17 protein-coding genes are annotated in these 15,766 nt (G+C 71.0%); 9 read left to right on the plus strand and 8 right to left on the minus strand.

Going from position 1 to position 15,766, the window contains the following annotated elements; all coding sequences use genetic code 11:
• Positions 1-113 precede the first annotated feature (113 nt).
• The 4 genes from H5965_RS16160 to H5965_RS16175 all read left to right on the plus strand — a co-directional run bounded on the left by H5965_RS16160 (position 114) and on the right by H5965_RS16175 (position 3,648).
• Complete coding sequence (locus H5965_RS16160; protein WP_310970695.1) at positions 114-575, plus strand: low molecular weight protein-tyrosine-phosphatase; 462 nt, start codon at positions 114-116, stop codon at positions 573-575.
• 82 nt (positions 576-657) lie between these two features.
• Positions 658-2,049: a ricin-type beta-trefoil lectin domain protein gene (locus H5965_RS16165; RefSeq protein ID WP_310970696.1), complete on the plus strand. Its 1,392-nt coding sequence runs from the start codon at positions 658-660 to the stop codon at positions 2,047-2,049.
• Between the two features lie 97 nt (positions 2,050-2,146).
• Positions 2,147-2,980, plus strand: a complete 834-nt coding sequence (locus H5965_RS16170) for an SURF1 family cytochrome oxidase biogenesis protein (protein WP_310970697.1) — start codon at positions 2,147-2,149, stop codon at positions 2,978-2,980.
• 50 nt (positions 2,981-3,030) lie between these two features.
• Complete coding sequence (locus H5965_RS16175) at positions 3,031-3,648, plus strand: FMN-binding negative transcriptional regulator (protein WP_310970698.1); 618 nt, start codon at positions 3,031-3,033, stop codon at positions 3,646-3,648.
• A gap of 1 nt (position 3,649) precedes the next feature.
• Here the strand turns inward: H5965_RS16175 and H5965_RS16180 are convergent, their stop codons facing one another.
• Together H5965_RS16180 and H5965_RS16185 are read right to left on the minus strand one after the other, a co-directional pair.
• Positions 3,650-4,534: a cobalamin biosynthesis protein gene (locus H5965_RS16180; protein ID WP_310970699.1), complete on the minus strand. Its 885-nt coding sequence runs from the start codon at positions 4,532-4,534 to the stop codon at positions 3,650-3,652.
• Positions 4,535-4,576: 42 nt separating this feature from the next.
• Complete coding sequence (locus H5965_RS16185; protein ID WP_396136908.1) at positions 4,577-5,281, minus strand: FadR/GntR family transcriptional regulator; 705 nt, start codon at positions 5,279-5,281, stop codon at positions 4,577-4,579.
• A gap of 103 nt (positions 5,282-5,384) precedes the next feature.
• On the opposite strand from H5965_RS16185, the gene H5965_RS16190 reads away from it, so the two are divergent.
• The 4 genes from H5965_RS16190 to H5965_RS16205 all read left to right on the plus strand — a co-directional run bounded on the left by H5965_RS16190 (position 5,385) and on the right by H5965_RS16205 (position 8,162).
• Positions 5,385-5,882: a gluconokinase gene (locus H5965_RS16190; RefSeq protein ID WP_310970701.1), complete on the plus strand. Its 498-nt coding sequence runs from the start codon at positions 5,385-5,387 to the stop codon at positions 5,880-5,882.
• Positions 5,879-7,246, plus strand: a complete 1,368-nt coding sequence (locus H5965_RS16195; protein WP_310970702.1) for a gluconate:H+ symporter — start codon at positions 5,879-5,881, stop codon at positions 7,244-7,246. The genes H5965_RS16190 and H5965_RS16195 overlap by 4 nt, the downstream gene beginning before the upstream one ends.
• A gap of 86 nt (positions 7,247-7,332) precedes the next feature.
• Positions 7,333-7,656: a helix-turn-helix transcriptional regulator gene (locus H5965_RS16200; RefSeq protein ID WP_103340579.1), complete on the plus strand. Its 324-nt coding sequence runs from the start codon at positions 7,333-7,335 to the stop codon at positions 7,654-7,656.
• Positions 7,653-8,162, plus strand: coding sequence for an SRPBCC domain-containing protein (locus H5965_RS16205; protein WP_310970705.1), 510 nt, complete (start codon positions 7,653-7,655; stop codon positions 8,160-8,162). The genes H5965_RS16200 and H5965_RS16205 overlap by 4 nt, the downstream gene beginning before the upstream one ends.
• 55 nt (positions 8,163-8,217) lie before the next feature.
• On the opposite strand, the gene H5965_RS16210 is transcribed toward H5965_RS16205, so the two are convergent.
• The 6 genes from H5965_RS16210 to H5965_RS16235 are packed head-to-tail and all read right to left on the minus strand — an operon-like array spanning position 8,218 to position 14,899.
• Entirely contained in the window at positions 8,218-9,186 is a 969-nt protein-coding gene (locus tag H5965_RS16210; protein ID WP_310970706.1) for a BadF/BadG/BcrA/BcrD ATPase family protein, read from the minus strand.
• Positions 9,183-10,448, minus strand: a complete 1,266-nt coding sequence (locus tag H5965_RS16215) for a 6-phospho-beta-glucosidase (protein WP_310970708.1) — start codon at positions 10,446-10,448, stop codon at positions 9,183-9,185. Before H5965_RS16215 ends, H5965_RS16210 begins: the two co-directional genes overlap by 4 nt.
• Entirely contained in the window at positions 10,445-11,338 is an 894-nt protein-coding gene (locus H5965_RS16220) for a carbohydrate ABC transporter permease (RefSeq protein WP_310970709.1), read from the minus strand. The genes H5965_RS16215 and H5965_RS16220 overlap by 4 nt, the downstream gene beginning before the upstream one ends.
• Positions 11,335-12,321: a sugar ABC transporter permease gene (locus tag H5965_RS16225; RefSeq protein WP_310970710.1), complete on the minus strand. Its 987-nt coding sequence runs from the start codon at positions 12,319-12,321 to the stop codon at positions 11,335-11,337. Before H5965_RS16225 ends, H5965_RS16220 begins: the two co-directional genes overlap by 4 nt.
• Positions 12,318-13,676: an extracellular solute-binding protein gene (locus H5965_RS16230; RefSeq protein WP_310970711.1), complete on the minus strand. Its 1,359-nt coding sequence runs from the start codon at positions 13,674-13,676 to the stop codon at positions 12,318-12,320. The genes H5965_RS16225 and H5965_RS16230 overlap by 4 nt, the downstream gene beginning before the upstream one ends.
• A gap of 11 nt (positions 13,677-13,687) precedes the next feature.
• The gene (locus H5965_RS16235) at positions 13,688-14,899 is read right to left on the minus strand and encodes an ROK family transcriptional regulator (protein WP_310971358.1); all 1,212 of its coding nucleotides are present in this window, start codon (positions 14,897-14,899) and stop codon (positions 13,688-13,690) included.
• A gap of 429 nt (positions 14,900-15,328) precedes the next feature.
• Here H5965_RS16235 and H5965_RS16240 point away from each other — a divergent pair, with 429 nt between their 5' ends.
• Positions 15,329-15,736 (plus strand): hypothetical protein, encoded by a 408-nt coding sequence (locus tag H5965_RS16240; RefSeq protein WP_310970713.1) that lies wholly within the window; start codon positions 15,329-15,331, stop codon positions 15,734-15,736.
• Positions 15,737-15,766 lie beyond the last annotated feature (30 nt).

The following is a 15,766-nucleotide window of genomic DNA, read 5'->3' on the forward strand; positions in this document are numbered from 1 at the left end:
AGTGGGCGCCATCGGCCGCGGATACCGCCGAGCGGGCGGGTGACCGGGTGAACCCGGTGGTTACGCACGGGCCTCGCGGCCCGGCCGGGGTGGCCGGTCGTTACCCTCGGGGCGTGCCGCACATCGTCTTCGTCTGCTCCGGCAACATCTGCCGTTCCCCGATGGCCGAGCTGGTGTTCCGGGCCGGGCTCGACGCGGCCGGGCTCGGGGACGCCGTGCGCGTCACCAGTGCCGGCACCGGTCCGTGGCACGCCGGGGAGCCCGCCGACAAGCGGGCCCGCGCGACGCTCAAGGCGCACGGCTACCCCACCTCCCATGTCGCGTCCGAGGTCTCCGACGAGGACCTCGCCGCCGATCTGCTGCTGGCCGCGGACGAGGGGCACCTCGAGTTCCTGCGCGCGCGGGTCGACGACCCGGGCAAGGTGCGGCTGCTGCGGTCGTTCGACCCGTCGGCCCCCGAGGGCGCCGAGGTCCCGGACCCCTACTACGGCGGCGACGAAGGCTTCGAAGACGTCCTCGGCATGGTCGAGCGCACGGTGCCCGGCCTGCTGGACTGGGTGCGCGCCCACGCGTGATCGGCGTCACAGGCACGCGAAGTACTGATCCACCCGGCCCGGCGATATCCCTTCCGGCATCGTCACCGATGAGGGGAATCGCGTGCTCAGAAGAATTTCGGGCGTTCTTGCGCTCGTGACGGCGGCGGGGGTCCTGGCCGCCGCGCCGGCCCGAGCGATCGCCGGGGGAAGCCAGGCCGCCGAGGGGACGTATTCGTTCGTCACCAAGGTGAACACCGCCGGCCGGGCCTGCACCGGGTCGCTGGTCGCGCCGCAGTGGGTGCTGACCGCGTCGACCTGCTTCGGCGACTCGGTTCCGGCGGGACCGCCGCCGTCGGCCGCCACCGCGACCGTGGGCGGGCGGACCGCCGGAGTCACCGCGCTCGTGCCGCGGACGGACCGGAACCTCGTCCTGGCCCGGCTGGACGCCCCCGTCTTCACCGTCGCCCCGGTCGCGCTCGCCGCGGGCCCGGTGCGGGCCGGCGAGGTGCTGCGGATCGCCGGCTGGGGCCGGACCGCGACCGAGTGGGTGCCGGACAAGCTGTCCACCGCGCTCTTCACCGTGCAGTCGAGCACCGCCACGACGCTGGCCGTCACGGCCGGCGCGACCACCTGCAAGGGCGACGCGGGCGGCCCGGCGCTGCGCGAGACCGGCGGAACGGCCGAGCTCGTCGCGATCAACGCCGCGTCGTGGCAGCACGGCTGCATCGGGGAGACCGAAACCCGCCACGGCACCACCGAAACTCGGCTCGACGAGATCGCGGACTGGGTCCGGGCGCAGCTCCCGCCGTACGCCATCCGCAACTTCAACGGCCTGTGCACCGCCGCCGGTGCCCGGGTGACCACCGCGGTCTGCGCGCCGGACGCGGCCGGGCAGCGGTGGACCCTGCCCGGCGACGGCACCGTGCGCACCCCGGACGGGCGCTGCCTCGGCGTGACCGGGACGGACGTCGTGACCGCCGCGTGCGCGGCCGTCCCGGAACAGCAGTGGCGGTTCCCCGGCGACGGCACCCTGCGGACGGCGGCCGGCGCCTGCGCCGACCTCGGCAGCAACGACGCGGGCACGCCGCTGCTCGTCACCGGGTGCGTCGCCGGCAACGTGAGCCAGCAGTGGTTCCTCAAGGGCGACGGCACCCTGCGCAACAGCAACGGCCTCTGCGCCGACCTCGGCTCCAACGCCGAGAAGACGCCGATGATGGTGGTGGCCTGTGACGAGAGCCTCGTCAGCCAGCGCTGGGGGCTGTCCGGCGGCTCGCTCGTCAACACCAACCAGCTCTGCGCCGACCTGGGCTCGAACGCCCCGGGGACGCGGCTGATCATGGTCGCGTGCGACGCCGGCCACGTCAGCCAGCAGTGGACCACGCCGGGTGACGGCACCCTGCGCAACCACAACGGCCTCTGCGCCGACCTGCGGTCGAACGCCCCGGGCGCCGGGGTGATCACGGACGTCTGCGTCGCCGGGAACCCGAGCCAGCAGTGGCGGCTCGACCGCTGACGCCGGGTTCGCCCCGCCCGGGTGGTTCGTCCGGCCTCCGTCACCGGTGACGGAGGTCGGCGGGCGGCCCGGGCGGGGCACGGCCTACCGTGGTGGGGTGCGGTTGCGGTTCCTGCTGAAGCCCGGGTGGCTGGCTCTGACGGCGGTGGTGTTCACCTTCGCCATCTGCTGCTTCACCCTGCTCTCGCCGTGGCAGTTCAGCCGCAACACCGAGCGGGAGCAGCAGAACGCCGCGCTGGAGACGTCGTTCACCGCCGCGCCGGTGCCGCTCGCGCAGCTGCTGCCGCCGGGGAGCGTGCCCGGTCGGCACACCGAATGGCACCTCGTCTCGATCACCGGGCAGTACCTGCCGGACAAGGAAGTCATCGCGCGGCTGCGGACGGTCCAGGGCGAAGGCGCCTTCGAAGTCCTGACGCCGATGCGGACCACCGACGGCACGGTCGTGCTGATCGACCGCGGGTACGTCCGGCTGGACAGCAGGTCGGCCGCGCTGCCGTTCGCGCCGCCGCCGGCCGGGACCGTCTCCGTGACCGCCCGGGTGCGGGCCGACGAGACGGACCCCAAGAACCGCGACGCCTTCGCCGACGCCTCCACCGGCGGACGGCTGCAGAGCTACGTCGTCGACTCGCGGGTCGTCGCGCGGGCGGGCGGGCTCGACATCCGGCCGGGGTACTTCCAGCTCGACGTCGGCCAGCCCGGGGTGCTCGGTGCGCTCCCGCTGCCGCAGACGGACTCGGGGCCGTTCCTGTCGTACGCGCTGCAGTGGATCGCCTTCGGCGCGATGGCGCTGCTCGGCTGGCTGTACTTCACGGTCCGCGAGCTGAAGCCGGGCGGGGCGCTGGACGCCTCCGCCGCGGCGCCGGCGCGGCGGAAGTCCGTCGCGGAGATCCTCGCCGAGGACGAACTCGCCGAAAGTGGCCATCAGAAGTAGGCCGGAAATGGCCCTGTGGAGAGGCCAATTGCGGTGGTGATACTCGGGCCATGTTGATCCACCCGTGGGATGCGTCGTCCGGCACCGAGTGGCGGGAGTGGCTGTCCGCGCACGACTTCGGCCAGCTGATCGCCGGCGGCCGCGGCCGGGACCTGCCCGTGGTGACACCGGCGCACTTCGCGTTCGACGGCGAAGGCACGATCGTCACGCACCTGGCCCGGCCGAACCCGATCTGGCCGCTGTTGGAGGAGCACCCGCGAGCGCTGCTGACGGTGCTTGGTGACTACACGTACATCCGCGCGGACTGGAACACGACCGGGGACCCGGCCCACGGCGTCCCGACGTCGTACTACGCGACGGTGCAGCTCGAAGGGGACGTCCGGCTGGTCGACGATCCGGCCGCGAAGGCGGCGCTGCTCGACAAGCAGCTGCGGCACTTCGAGCCGGACGGCGCCCGGGCCCCGGTGAGCGCGGACCACGACGCCCCGGACCGGCGGCTGCTGCCGGGGATCCGCGGCATCGAGTTCACGATCACCGGCGTCCGGGCGAAGTTCAAGTTCGGCGGCAACAAGACGGCCGAGGACCGCGAGCGGATCGGGGCCCGGCTGGCCGAGCGGGGCGGACCACTGGACGAGGAAGCTTTGGCCCAGCTGCGGCGGCGCGGCTGAGTCAGCGGCGTCCGAACCCCGCCAGAACGGCGACCACCACCGAAGTCGCCCCCGCGAGCCAGCCCACCACCCGTGACAGCTCCACCGCGCGCGTCACGTGTCCCGCGTCCGGGTTGCGGCCCACGCCCAGCACCGGCAGCTCCAGCACTCCGTGCGGGTACACCGTCCGGCCGCCGACGCGGATCTCCAGCGCTCCGGCGAACGCCGCCTCGACGCGGCCCGCGTTCGGGCTCGGGTGGGCGATCGTGTCGCGGCGCCACGCGCGCCACGCGCCGCCGGCCGAGCCGCCGACCACCGGGGCCGCCAGCACCGTCAGCGCCGCCGCCACGCGGGTCGGGACCAGGTGGACCAGCTCGTCGGCCCGGTCCACCGCCCAGTGCCCGCGACGGCCGGCGCGGGACCGGCGCAGCAAGCTCACCGCCCGCGCGCCCAGCAACCCCGGCACGCCCGCCAGCGCGCCCCACACCAGCGGGGCCACCACCGCGTCCGACGTGTTCTCCGCCAGCGTCTCCACCGACGCCCGGGACAGCGCGATCGCGCCCAGGCCGTCCGCCACCCGGGGGTCCAGTTCGGACAGCGTGGCCCGGGCCGGTTCGAAGCGGCACTCCTCCAGGTCGCGGGCCAGTTCCGTGCCCTGCTGGGCGAGGCCCGCCGCGCCGAGGACCGCCCAGGTCGTCACCGCCGTCGCCGTGGCCTGCGCCAGGGGACGGCCGCGGCTCGCCCGCTCCAGCACCGCCCCGCCCGCGACGAGCACGCCCGCGGCCACGACCGCCGACCGGCGCGGGAGCCGCCGGAACGCCGTCACCGGGAGGCGGCGGCGGGGGTCGCCGAGGGCGCCGTCGGCCGCCACGCCCAACACCAGTCCGATCGCGCGCGCCGCGCTCACCCGTGCCCCCCGGCGGAAGAAAGTCCAGTTCTCCCCGGGAGGCTACTCGGCCTCGGCCGGCCCCTCCGCCACCAGGGCGGCGATCTCGTCCCGCGCTTGGACGACGATGTCGCGCATCGCCCGCTCCGCCCGGTCCGGGTCCCCCGCCGCCACCGCCGCGGCCACCTCGACGTGCAGCGCCACCGCCTCGGGCTGCGGCTCCGGCGGCATCAGGCCGTGCCCGGTCCGCCCGGTGAGCACCTCCGCGACGACGTCCGACAGCTGCCCGAACATCGGGTTGCGGGACGCGGCGAGCAGCAGGTCGTGGAAGGCGATGTCGAAGCCGAGGAACGCCGAGAGGTCGCGGGCGCGGGCCGTCCGCGCCAGGCGCTCCCCCAGCGCGCCCAGGCGGCCGCGCTCCTCCGGCGTCGCGCGCAGGGCCGCGTACCGCGCCGCGCACGGCTCGATCGCCGAGCGGAGCTCGTTCAGCGTGGCCAGCGCCGCCGGGCGGGCCGGGCCGTCGAGCTGCCAGCGGATCAGCCGCGGGTCGTAGTGGTTCCACTCTTCCGGCCCCCGGACGATCACGCCGACCCGGCGCTTGCTGGTGGTCAGCTGCATCGTCTCCAGCACGCGGACGACTTCGCGGGCGACGGTCCGCGAAGCGCCGAAGCGTTCTTGAAGGTCTTCGGAGCGCAGCACGCTGCCCGGCGCCAGGGAACCGTTCGCGATCGCCGCGCCGAGGGCGTCCAGGACCTGCTCATGCCTCACCCCCGGCAACTTAGCCGTCTGACTCGATTAAGTAGTACTTCATCTTGAATAAGTAGTACTTTTGAGTTTCACTCACCTGGGCACAACGAAGTGGGAGGTGCGGATGACCGTCATCGTGGTGATGGGGGTGTCAGGCTCCGGGAAGACGACGATCGGCACGGCACTCGCCGAGGCTCTGGGCGTCGAGTACGCGGAAGCGGACACGTTCCATCCGAAGGCCAACATCGACAAGATGACCGCCGGCACGCCGCTGACGGACGAAGACCGCGCGCCCTGGCTCGAAGCCATCGCCGCCTGGATCCGCGAGCACCAGGCCACCGGCGGGGTCGTGACGTCCTCCGCGCTCAAGCGCCGGTACCGGGACGTCCTGCGCACCGGCGGCGACGTCTGGTTCGCCCACCTGCAGGTCGACCGGGCGCAGCTGGCCGAGCGGATGAAGACCCGGAAGGGCCACTTCATGCCGGTGTCGCTGCTGGACTCGCAGCTCGCCGACCTCGAACCGCTCCAGCCGGACGAGGCCGGCGTCGTCCTCGACAACTCCCGCGGCACCCCGGAAGAAATCACCGAAGCCGCACTGACCGCCTTCCGGGAGCACGCGTGAACGCCGTCCTCGCCGCCGGCTGGACCGGCCACGACACCCGCCTGATCATCGCGACGGTCGTCGCGATCGCCGTCATCGTCGTGCTGATCACGAAGGTGAAGCTGCACCCGTTCCTGTCCCTGACGATCGGGTCGCTCGCGCTCGGCCTCATCGCCGGGCTGCCGATCACCAAGGTGATCGAGACCTTCAGCAAAGGCGTCGGCAGCACGGTCGCCTCCGTCGGCATCCTGATCGCCCTCGGCGCGATGCTCGGCAAGCTGCTGGCCGACTCCGGCGGCGCCGACCAGATCGTCGACACCGTTCTCGGCAAGGCCCGCGGGGCCGCGCTGCCGTGGGCGATGGCCCTGGTCGCCGCCCTGATCGGGCTACCGATGTTCTTCGAGATCGGCCTGGTCATGCTGATCCCGGTGGTGCTGCTGGCGGTCAAGCGCACCGGGAAGCCGTTGATGCTGCTGGGCATTCCGGCCGTCGCCGGGCTTTCCGTGCTGCACGGCCTGGTCCCGCCGCACCCCGGCCCGCTCGCCGCGGCCGGCGCGCTGAACGCGAACGTCGGCGTCACGCTGGCGTTCGGCCTGCTCGTCGGCGTCCCGACGCTGGTCGTCGCGGGCCCGCTGTTCGGCAAGGTCGCGGCCCGGCTGGTGCCGGACGCCGTCGCCCCCGAGCGGCTGATCCCCGAACGCGCCGACACGGACAAGCCGCGGCCGAGCTTCGCCGCGACGCTCACGACGGTGCTGCTGCCGGTCGTGCTGATGCTGGCGAAAGCGCTGTCGGACATCCTGCTGGCCAAGGACAACCAGGCGCGCAAGGTGTTCGACTTCGTCGGCGACCCGCTGATCGCGCTGCTCGCGGCGGTCCTGGTGGGCATGGTGCTGCTCGGCCGCCCGGCCGGGCTCGGCCGCGAAAAGCTGTCCACTGTGGTCGGTGACTCGCTCGGCCCGATCGCCGGCATCATCCTGATCGTCGGCGCGGGCGGCGGCTTCAAGCAGACCCTGGTCGACGCCGGCGTCGGCGACGTCATCACCGGCCTGGCCAAGGACGCGAACCTGTCCCCGCTGCTGCTCGGCTGGCTGGTCGCGGTGGCGATCCGCCTGGCGACGGGCTCGGCCACGGTCGCCACCGTCTCGGCGGCGGGCATCGTGGCCCCGCTGGCGGCGACGATGGACCCGTCGCAGAGCGCGCTGCTGGTCCTCGCGATCGGCGCCGGGTCGCTGTTCTTCTCGCACGTCAACGACGCCGGGTTCTGGCTGGTCAAGGAGTACTTCGGGCTCTCGGTCGGGCAGACGCTGAAGAGCTGGTCGGTGATGGAGACACTGATCTCGGTGGTCGCGATCGCGCTGATCCTGCCGCTGTCGCTGGTCGTCTGATCACCGCCCCAAGGCCGCCACCCACCGCGGGTGGCGGCCTTTTCACCCGTTGACATGTGACCTTTTGGTCACCTATTCTCGCTGACGTGCCCGACGACGACCTGGTGTTCAAGGCGCTGGCGGATCCCACCCGCCGGTTCCTGCTCGACCTGCTCTTCGAGCGTGACGGCCGCACGCTCACCGAGCTGGAGACCCAGGTGGAGATGACCCGCTTCGGCGTCATGAAGCACCTGAAGCTCCTCGAAGAAGCCGGGCTCGTCGTCGCCAGGAAGGAAGGCCGCGAGAAGCGGCACTTCCTCAACCCCGTCCCGATCCGCCAGATCCACGACCGGTGGATCGACAAGTACACCGAGCGCCGCGTCACCGCGCTCCTCGACCTCAAGAACGAGCTGGAAGGCGAAGAACCATGACGAACACCGTGCAGGTCCACCGCATCTACATCAAGGCGACCCCGGAGCGCATCTGGGAGGCCATCACCAAGCCCGAGTGGACGCAGAAGTACGGCTACACCGGCCTCGCCGACTACGACCTCAAGGCCGGCGGCAAGCACCGCACGCGGCCGACGCAGGAGTTCATCGACGCCGGGTTCACCGGTGACCTCGCCGACGGCGAGGTCGTCGAGGTCGACCCACCGCGCAAGCTCGTCATCACCTGGAAGCTGCTGATGAGCCCCGAGCTCGCCGAAGAGCCCTACACGACCCTCACCTACGACATCGAAGAGACGAAGACCGCGGGCACCCGGCTCACCATCACCCACGACGTCACCGGCGCGCCGAACACGGCCGCCCTGGTCAGCGGGCAGATGGAGGACGTCGACGCCGGGCCGGGCGAGAACGCCGGTGGTGGCTGGGCTTGGGTGCTTTCGGACCTCAAGTCGCTGCTGGAGACCGGCGAGATCCTGGTCCCGGCGCCGTAAGGGGGTCTGGCGGAGCCTGTCCCGCGCCGCTTCGGGACAGGCTCCACCAGAGTCTTCAGACGCGCTGGGTCGCCGCCTTCAAGGCCGCCTTCGCGGCCTCGGGCGCTCCCAGCGTGTCGAGTCCGAACAAGGCCGCGCCCACCACGGGGTTGACGTCGACGACGCGGACCACCGCGCGCGGCGCCACCTTCAGGCACCGCTTCTCGATCTCCGCGATCACCGGCGTGCCGACCCCGGTCAGGACACCGCCGCCGAGGACGATCTCCGGGGCGTCCTCGGTCAGGTCCAGCTCGCGGAGGATCACCGCCGCGAACACGCTGACCTCCTCGACGAACCGCGTCACGATGTCCTGCGCGACCTCGTCCCCCGCCGCCGCGACTTCGAACAGCAGCGGGCAGAGGCCGTGGATCGACGCCGGGTCGATCTCCTCGAAGTGCAGGCCCTGCACGACGTCCAGCAGCGTCGGCTTCCCGAAGTACGCCGCCACGGCCGGCCTCAGTGCGGTCCGCGGGCCGCGGCCGTCCTCGGCGCGCACGGCCCACCACAGGGCCTCCTCCCCGAGCCGGTAGCCGCCGCCCCAGTCACCGGAGATCTTGCCCAGCGCGGGAAAGCGGTGCACGCGGCCGTCGGGGCCGACGCCGGCGCCGTTGATCCCGGCGCCGCAGACGACCGCGACCCCCACCCCCGCGCTGCCCGCCCGGAGCAGCGCGAGGGTGTCGTTGCCGACGGTCAGCGTGTCGCTCCAGCCGCGCGCGGCCAGGGCCGCGTGCAGCACCTCTTCTTCCCGGGGGAAGTCGAGTCCGGCCAGGTACGCCGAGGTGTGGACCGCGGACGGCTTCCCCTCGAACGCGGGATACGCCTCGAGCACCAGTTCTTCCAGCGCCGCCACACAGCCCGCGACGCCGATGTTCTGCGGCGACGCGCCGGGGCCGCGTGAGGACCCCAGCACGACACCGTCTTCCGAGATCACCAGGACTTCGGTCTTGCTGTTGCCGCCGTCGATCGCGATAATCGCAGGCTTCATCCGCGCGCCCAGGGCAAGTACTCGCGGTTGATCTGCACCAGCGAATCGGCGAGCGTGTCGGCCTTCGAGTACTGCCCGACCAGCGGGTGCGCCAGGAGCGCGTCGGCCACGCGGTCGCGGCCACCCTTCAAAGCCGCCTCCAGCGCCAGGAACTCGTACGCCGTCGTCGCGGAGATCAGGCCCGAGTACTGGGGCTCCACCGGCGGCTGCGGAATCGGCGCGGCACCCTTCGAGTCCACAGTGGACCGAGCCTCGATGACGGCGTCGTCGGGCAGGAACGGGAACGTGCCGTCGTTGCGGACGTTCACCACGTGCTCCTCGGCCGGACCGCCCGCGGTCAGCGCGTGCACCAGCTGCACGGCGGCTTCCGAGTAGTACGCGCCGCCGCGCTTTTCGAGGGACTCCGGCTTCGTGTTCTGCTCCGGGTCGAGGTAGATCTTCAGGAGCTCTTCCTCGACGTCGGAGACCACGTCCGCGCGCGGGCGCTCGGTGCGCTGCTTGGTGACCTGCTCGTCGTGCGCGTAGAAGTACTTCAGGTAGTACGACGGCACGACGTTCAGCCGCCGCAGCCACTTCTCCGGGACGCTGACCTCATGGGACAGGTAGTCCAGGTGGTGCTCCAGCAGCTCGGGCAGCCGGTCGACGCCGTCGACCAGCGCGCCGCGCTCCCAGCTCAGGTGGTTGAGGCCGGTGTGGACGAGCTTGACGTCGTCCGCGCCGACACCCAGGAGCCGGCCGAACTGGCGCTGCAGGTTGATCGCGACGTTGCACAGGCCGACCGCGCAGTGCCCCTCGTTGAGCAGGGCGCGCGTGACGATGCCGACCGGGTTGGTGAAGTTGACGATCCACGTGTCGTCGCCGGCGATCTTGCGGACGCGATCGGCGATGTCCAGCACCACCGGCACCGTGCGCAGCGCCTTCGCCAGCCCGCCCGCGCCGGTCGTCTCCTGGCCGACGCAGCCGCAGGCGTGCGGGAACGTCTCGTCCGAGCGCCGCGCCCGCTGCCCGCCGACGCGCAGCTGGATCAGCACGGCGGAAGCGCCGTCGACGCCCTCTTCGAGCGACTGCGTGGTCCGCACCTGCGCCGGGTGCCCGGCGTGGTCGAGCAGCCGCTGGCTGAACCCGCCGACGGCCTCGACGCGGTAGGCGTCCGGGTCGACCAGCACGATCTCGTCGACGTTCAAAGTGGACCGGCGGCCGGCGATCCCGTCGATCAGCTCCGGCGTGTAGGTGGACCCGCCACCGACGACTGCCAGCTTCATCCCTTGACCCCCGTGAATGTGATGCCCTTGACGAACGACTTCTGCGCGAAGATGAACAGCACGATCACCGGCGCCATGATCAGCGCGGTGGCCGCCATCGTCATGTTCCACTCGACGTGGTGCATGCCGCGGAAGGACGCGATGGCCAGCGAAAGCGGCCAGTGGTCCTGGTTCTCGCCGGTGTAGAGCAGCGGCCCGAAGTAGTCGTTCCAGGTGAACAGGAAGCAGAACATGGCGGTGGCCGCGATCCCGGGCTTGGCCATCGGGATGAGCACGCGGTACATCGCCTGGAACTCGTTGCAGCCGTCGATCTTCGCCGCTTCGAGGTAGTCCTTCGGAATGGTGAGGAAGAACTGGCGGAGCAGGAAGATCGAGAAGGCGTCGAAGAAGAAGTACGGCACGATCAGCGGGACCAGCGTGCCGGTGAGGCCCATGCGCACCCACAGGTCGTACAGCGGCACCACGGTGACCTGTGGCGGCAGCAGCATCGCCGCCACGGTCAGCATGAAGAACAGGTTCTGCCCGCGCCACTTGAGCTTCGCCAGCGCGTAGGCCGCCGGAATCGCCGAAAGCAGCGCACCCGCCGTGGCCAGCGCCGAATACAGCAGGCTGTTGCCGAAGTATTCGAGCAGCGGCGCCTTCTGGAACACCTTGACGAAGTTCTCGAAGTGCCATTCGCTCGGCCACAGGCTCGCCGTCATCGCCTGGTCGCTCTTCATCACCGCGGTGAGGAAGACGAACAGCAGCGGCAGCATGAAGATCACGCCGAGCGCGATCCCGACCGCGTGGGTGGCGATGAAGCCCAGCCGCTTGTCCCAGGTGCGCTTGAACCGCACGCGCGGCGGCACGGACACCGGCGGCTTGCGCGCGGTGTCGGACAGCGTGATCATGCCCCCTCCTCCTGGTGCTGGGACTTCCGCAGCTGCCGCACGAGGATCCAGGTGAACCCGGAGCTCACGATGAACAGCAGTACCGCCATCGCCGCCGCGTAACCCATGTTGAAGTAGCGGAAACCCTGGACGTACAGCCAGATCGGGTAGGTCAGCGTCGAGTTCTGCGGTGCCCCGATGAGCTTCGAGTTGCCGGCGACGTCCGCGGTACCCGCGCTCGCCGAGGCCGCCACGATCGCCTGGGTGAAGAACTGCAGCGCGTAGATGATCGAGTTGACCACGCCGAACAGCAGCACGGGCGAGATCGACGGCAGCGTGACGTGCCAGAACCGGCGGATCGGGCCGGCGCCGTCGAGCTCCGCGGCTTCGTACTGCTCGGTCGGGACGTCCAGCAGCGCGGCCAGGATGATGATCATCAGCTCGCCGGAGCCCCAGAGCGCCAGCAGCGTCAGCGCGGGCTTCGACATCTCCGGGCTGTTGAACCACAGGCCGCCGTCGATGCCGACGAGCCGCAGGAACCGGTTGACCGGGCCGAACTCCGGGTTGAACACGAAGACGAACGCCAGCGTCGCCGCCGCCGGCGGGGCGAGGGTCGGCAGGTAGCACAGGGTGCGGACCAGCCCGACGCCCGACTTGAGCCGCGAAATCACCGACGCGATGCCGAGGGAGAACACCACCCGGCAGACCGTCAGGACCACCACCAGCCACAGCGTGTTGTACGCGGCCGTGCCCACCAGGGGCTCGGTGGTGAACATCCGGATGTAGTTGTCGAAGCCGATGAACTGCGGCGGGTTGATCAGGTCGTAGCGGGTGAAGGAGTAGTAGACCGTGGCGATCAGCGGGTAGCCGAAGAAGATCAGGAACCCGAGGAACGCCGGGGCCATGAAGAACAGGACGGTCCGGCGGCGCTTGGCCCGGCGGGCCCCCGCCCGCACCTTCGCAGGTGCGGACGGGGAAGCCTTTTCCGCGAGGGTGGAGGTCATCCGCCCGCGCCCTTCTGCTTGAGCTCGTCGTCGATCTGGGCGTCGACCTTCGCCAGGCCCGCGGTCAGGTCGGGCACCGAGCCGGCCTGCCACTTCTCGGCGAAGTCGTTGACCGCCTTGAGGTGCGCGTCGCCGATCGGGGTGGTCTGGTTGGCGACCAGCTTGCCGCTGTCGTAGATGTCGAGGAACGTCTTGAACTGCGGCTGCAGGTCCAGCTTCGGCGAGGTCAGCGACGCCTTGGTGCTGGGCACGTTCTTCAGGCCGTTGGCCATGTCCACCAGGGTGTCGGTGTCCAGGGTGACCTGCTTGATGAGCTCCCACGCGGCGCCGGGGTTCTTGGCGCCCTTGGGGATCGCGATGATCGTGCCGGTGGTGAAGCCGCCGCCGTAGTGGTCGGCCATGCTGTCGAGCACCGGCGCGGGCGCGGTGGCGTAGTCGAGCGACGGCGCCTGGTCCTTGAGGAACGCGGTGCGGAACTCGCCGTCGTAGATCATCGCCAGCTTGCCCTTGTGGAAGCCGTTGTCGGCGGAGTACTCGTCACCGAGGCCGGCCTTGAACTGCTCGACCTTGTCGTGCCCGCCGAGGAAGTCGATCATCTTCTTCTGGAACTCGAACATCGCCTTCCAGCCGGGGTTGCTGGCGAGGTCGGACTTGCCGTCCGGGCCGAGGAACGGCGCACCGAAGTTCGGCGCCCAGTACTGGGCCTGGTTGGCGTAGAACGGCATCGAGGGCAGGAAGCCGGCGACCTTGATCGAGCCGTCCGGGTTGAACTCGGTGAGCTTCTTGGCGTCCTCGAACCACTCCGTGGTGGTCTTCGGCGGCGAGGTGATGCCCTTCGCCGCGAACATGGCCTTGTTGTAATAGAGCCCGTAGACGTCGGCGAGCATCGGCATCGCGCACCGCTTGCCCTGGTACTCGGTGTAGTTGCGGACCGCTTCGGGGATTTGGTTCAGGTCGATCTTGTCGCGGTCGATGTAGGGCTTGAGGTCCTGGAAGCTGCCGGTGGAGCACCAGGCGCCGAGGTTGTCGGTATAGAAGGAGATGGCGACGTCGGGTGGGTTGCCGCCGCGGATCGACTGGGTGAGCTTGTCGTCGTCCTGGTTGCCTTCGTGCTTGATCTCGATGTTCGGGAACTTCGCCTTGAGCTTGTTCAGGCCGGCCGTGACCACGCCGTACTCGCGGTCGGTGAACTTGGAGTACACGGTGAGCGTGAGCTTGTCGTCCTTGCCGGGCGCGGCGGCCGTGTCACCTCCGCTCGGGGCGGCGGCGCCGGAACAGGCGCTGGTCAGCAGGACGGACGCCGCGGCGGCGGCCACCAGCAGGGCGCCACGGCGGGTCCGGGTGGTCGGGGGCATGGCCCTCCTCCTCATCGGTTGGGGCTGGTCGGTCGGGGACGGGTGCTGTCGCCCTCGGGCCGGCGCGACCCGAGGAGCGTGGGGGTGACGACGCCGAAGACGTCCTCACGGGTGGTGGCGAGCGCCGATTGGAGGGCGCCCGCGCGAACGGCGTTGCCCTGCACGGAAGCGCAGCCGACGGGCGTGCGCGGCAGGACGAGTTCGTGCAGCTTGTCCTGCACGAGCGCGGCGAACTCCTCGCCGCCGGCCCGGCTGGTGTCGCCGCAGAGGAGGACGAGCTGCGGATCGGCGACGGCGACGAGGTTGGCGACGCCACCGGCGACCCTCCTGGCGAGATCGTGCCGGAAGGGGTGGTCCGGTCCGGTCTTCGCGACGGCGTCCCAGGCGGTGTCGGCCGGGATGCCGTGGGCGGCGGCGAGCCGGCAGATGGCGGGCGAGTCGACCAGGTTGCCGAACCGGGCGCCGGCCGCGGGCCAGACGTCGCCGGTGTCCACGGTGGCCGGATCGGGCACCCGCATCCAGTCGATCTCGCCGCCCCCGCCGGTGGCTCCGCGCAGCAGCCGCCGTCCGATGACGACGGCACCGCCGACGCCTTCGGACAGCCAGACCATGACGAAGTCGTCGACGTCCTGCGCCATCCCGACGGTCATCTCCTCGACGGCGACCAGGTTGACGTCGTTCTCGATGAGGACGTCGACGCCGAGTTCGTCGCTGAGTTTCTGCGGGACGTCGAAGCCGAGCCAGCCGGGGATGTGCGGCGCGGAGGAGAGCAGGCCGGTCCGCGGATCGAACGCCCCCTGCGCGCCGATCACCACGTGGGCCAGGTCTTCGCGCTTGATCCCGGCTGCTTCGGCGACCTTCTGGAGGGCCTCGCCGAAGGTCCCGACGACGTCGGCGCCCGCGTGCACGGGCAGCGGCGTCCGGTGTTCGGCGAGCACGATTCCGGCGACATCGGCGACGACGAAGTCGGCAACGTGCGGCGTCAGATCGACGGCGGCGACGAAGGCGAGGCCCCCGTTGGCCGCCCAGAGCTGGGCGCGAGGCCCCCGGCCACCGCCCCGCACACCGGCTTTGGTGACGAGGTTGTCCTGCTCGAGCCGGGTGAGCAGCTGCGCGGTGGCGGGTTTCGAGAGCCCGATGGCGAGCTCGAGTTCGGCCCGCGTGAGCGGCCCCTCCCGCAGGAGGACCTCGATGGCGGCGCGATCGTTGATCTCGCGCAGCATCCGCGGGCTACCGGCTCGCACTCGTTCCTCCGGACTTAATTAGGATACTTTACAGACGGTTTCCGGGGACTGTAGTGAGCCGGGGCACAGCCGTCAACGGTCTCGCGAAACGGGGAGATAACGCTTGGGGGCGCGTTGGGCCAGGTGGCCGGTGTACCGGTGAACGAGTTGCGCTGGTCGCGGTGGGTTCGGTGAGCGGATTTCGACTTGCGGCGGCGGGGAGGCTGGTCGTTGTGGACATCGTGGCGCAGCGGGTGCGGACCACCTGGACCAAGCGGTCCCGGGGTGGTCCGGCGGCGGCTGCGCGGAACCGGGTGCCGATCGCGTTCCCGCTGCTCCGCCACCTCCGGTGAAGGTTCCCGGCACTACCGACCTCGATCCTCCGGGACGGCATCGACGGTCTACGAGTAGCGAGAGAAGGATTCAAGGGTGTCCGAAGAAAACCGGCTCTGCCGGCGCTGCGGCTACCCGGTGCGGCTGAACCGGGACGACTACGAGACGTTCGAGCGGATGCACTTCGTGTGCTTCCACTACGAGTTCGAACACCGCTCGGGGGTGCCCGACAACGACCCCGACGTCGCCTGTGGCCTGCTGCACTGCCCGTCAGCCCCGGCCGCTCGGCACAAGGACGAACTGGTGGCCGTCGTGACGGCGTTGGCCGCGGACTGCTCGGAGGGGGTGCCGGCCTTCTGGGCCAACGACACGCTGCCCCGGTACCTGGAAGCGCTGGCGGCGTGGCTGACCGACCGCGGCGGCGACTACCCGATCGAGGACACCTGGAGCGGCTGGGAGGTCGCCGCGAAGGCCATGCGGGCCGCGACGAGCTACGAGCCGTGAACCTGCTGAAGGCCGGCACCGGCCCTCAGC

This window comes from Amycolatopsis sp. 505 (assembly GCF_031625235.1).
Taxonomy (GTDB): Bacteria; Actinomycetota; Actinomycetes; order Mycobacteriales; family Pseudonocardiaceae; genus Amycolatopsis.

Coding starts and splice junctions, on each gene's coding strand:
- H5965_RS16230 (WP_310970711.1), bottom strand. CDS start 13,676: ATGCCCCCGACCACCCGGACCCGCCGTGGCGCCCTGCTGGTGGCCGCC.
- H5965_RS16235 (WP_310971358.1), bottom strand. CDS start 14,899: ATGCTGCGCGAGATCAACGATCGCGCCGCCATCGAGGTCCTCCTGCGG.
- H5965_RS16190 (WP_310970701.1), top strand. CDS start 5,385: ATGACCGTCATCGTGGTGATGGGGGTGTCAGGCTCCGGGAAGACGACG.
- H5965_RS16220 (WP_310970709.1), bottom strand. CDS start 11,338: ATGATCACGCTGTCCGACACCGCGCGCAAGCCGCCGGTGTCCGTGCCG.
- H5965_RS16210 (WP_310970706.1), bottom strand. CDS start 9,186: ATGAAGCCTGCGATTATCGCGATCGACGGCGGCAACAGCAAGACCGAA.
- H5965_RS16175 (WP_310970698.1), top strand. CDS start 3,031: ATGTTGATCCACCCGTGGGATGCGTCGTCCGGCACCGAGTGGCGGGAG.
- H5965_RS16215 (WP_310970708.1), bottom strand. CDS start 10,448: ATGAAGCTGGCAGTCGTCGGTGGCGGGTCCACCTACACGCCGGAGCTG.
- H5965_RS16225 (WP_310970710.1), bottom strand. CDS start 12,321: ATGACCTCCACCCTCGCGGAAAAGGCTTCCCCGTCCGCACCTGCGAAG.
- H5965_RS16205 (WP_310970705.1), top strand. CDS start 7,653: ATGACGAACACCGTGCAGGTCCACCGCATCTACATCAAGGCGACCCCG.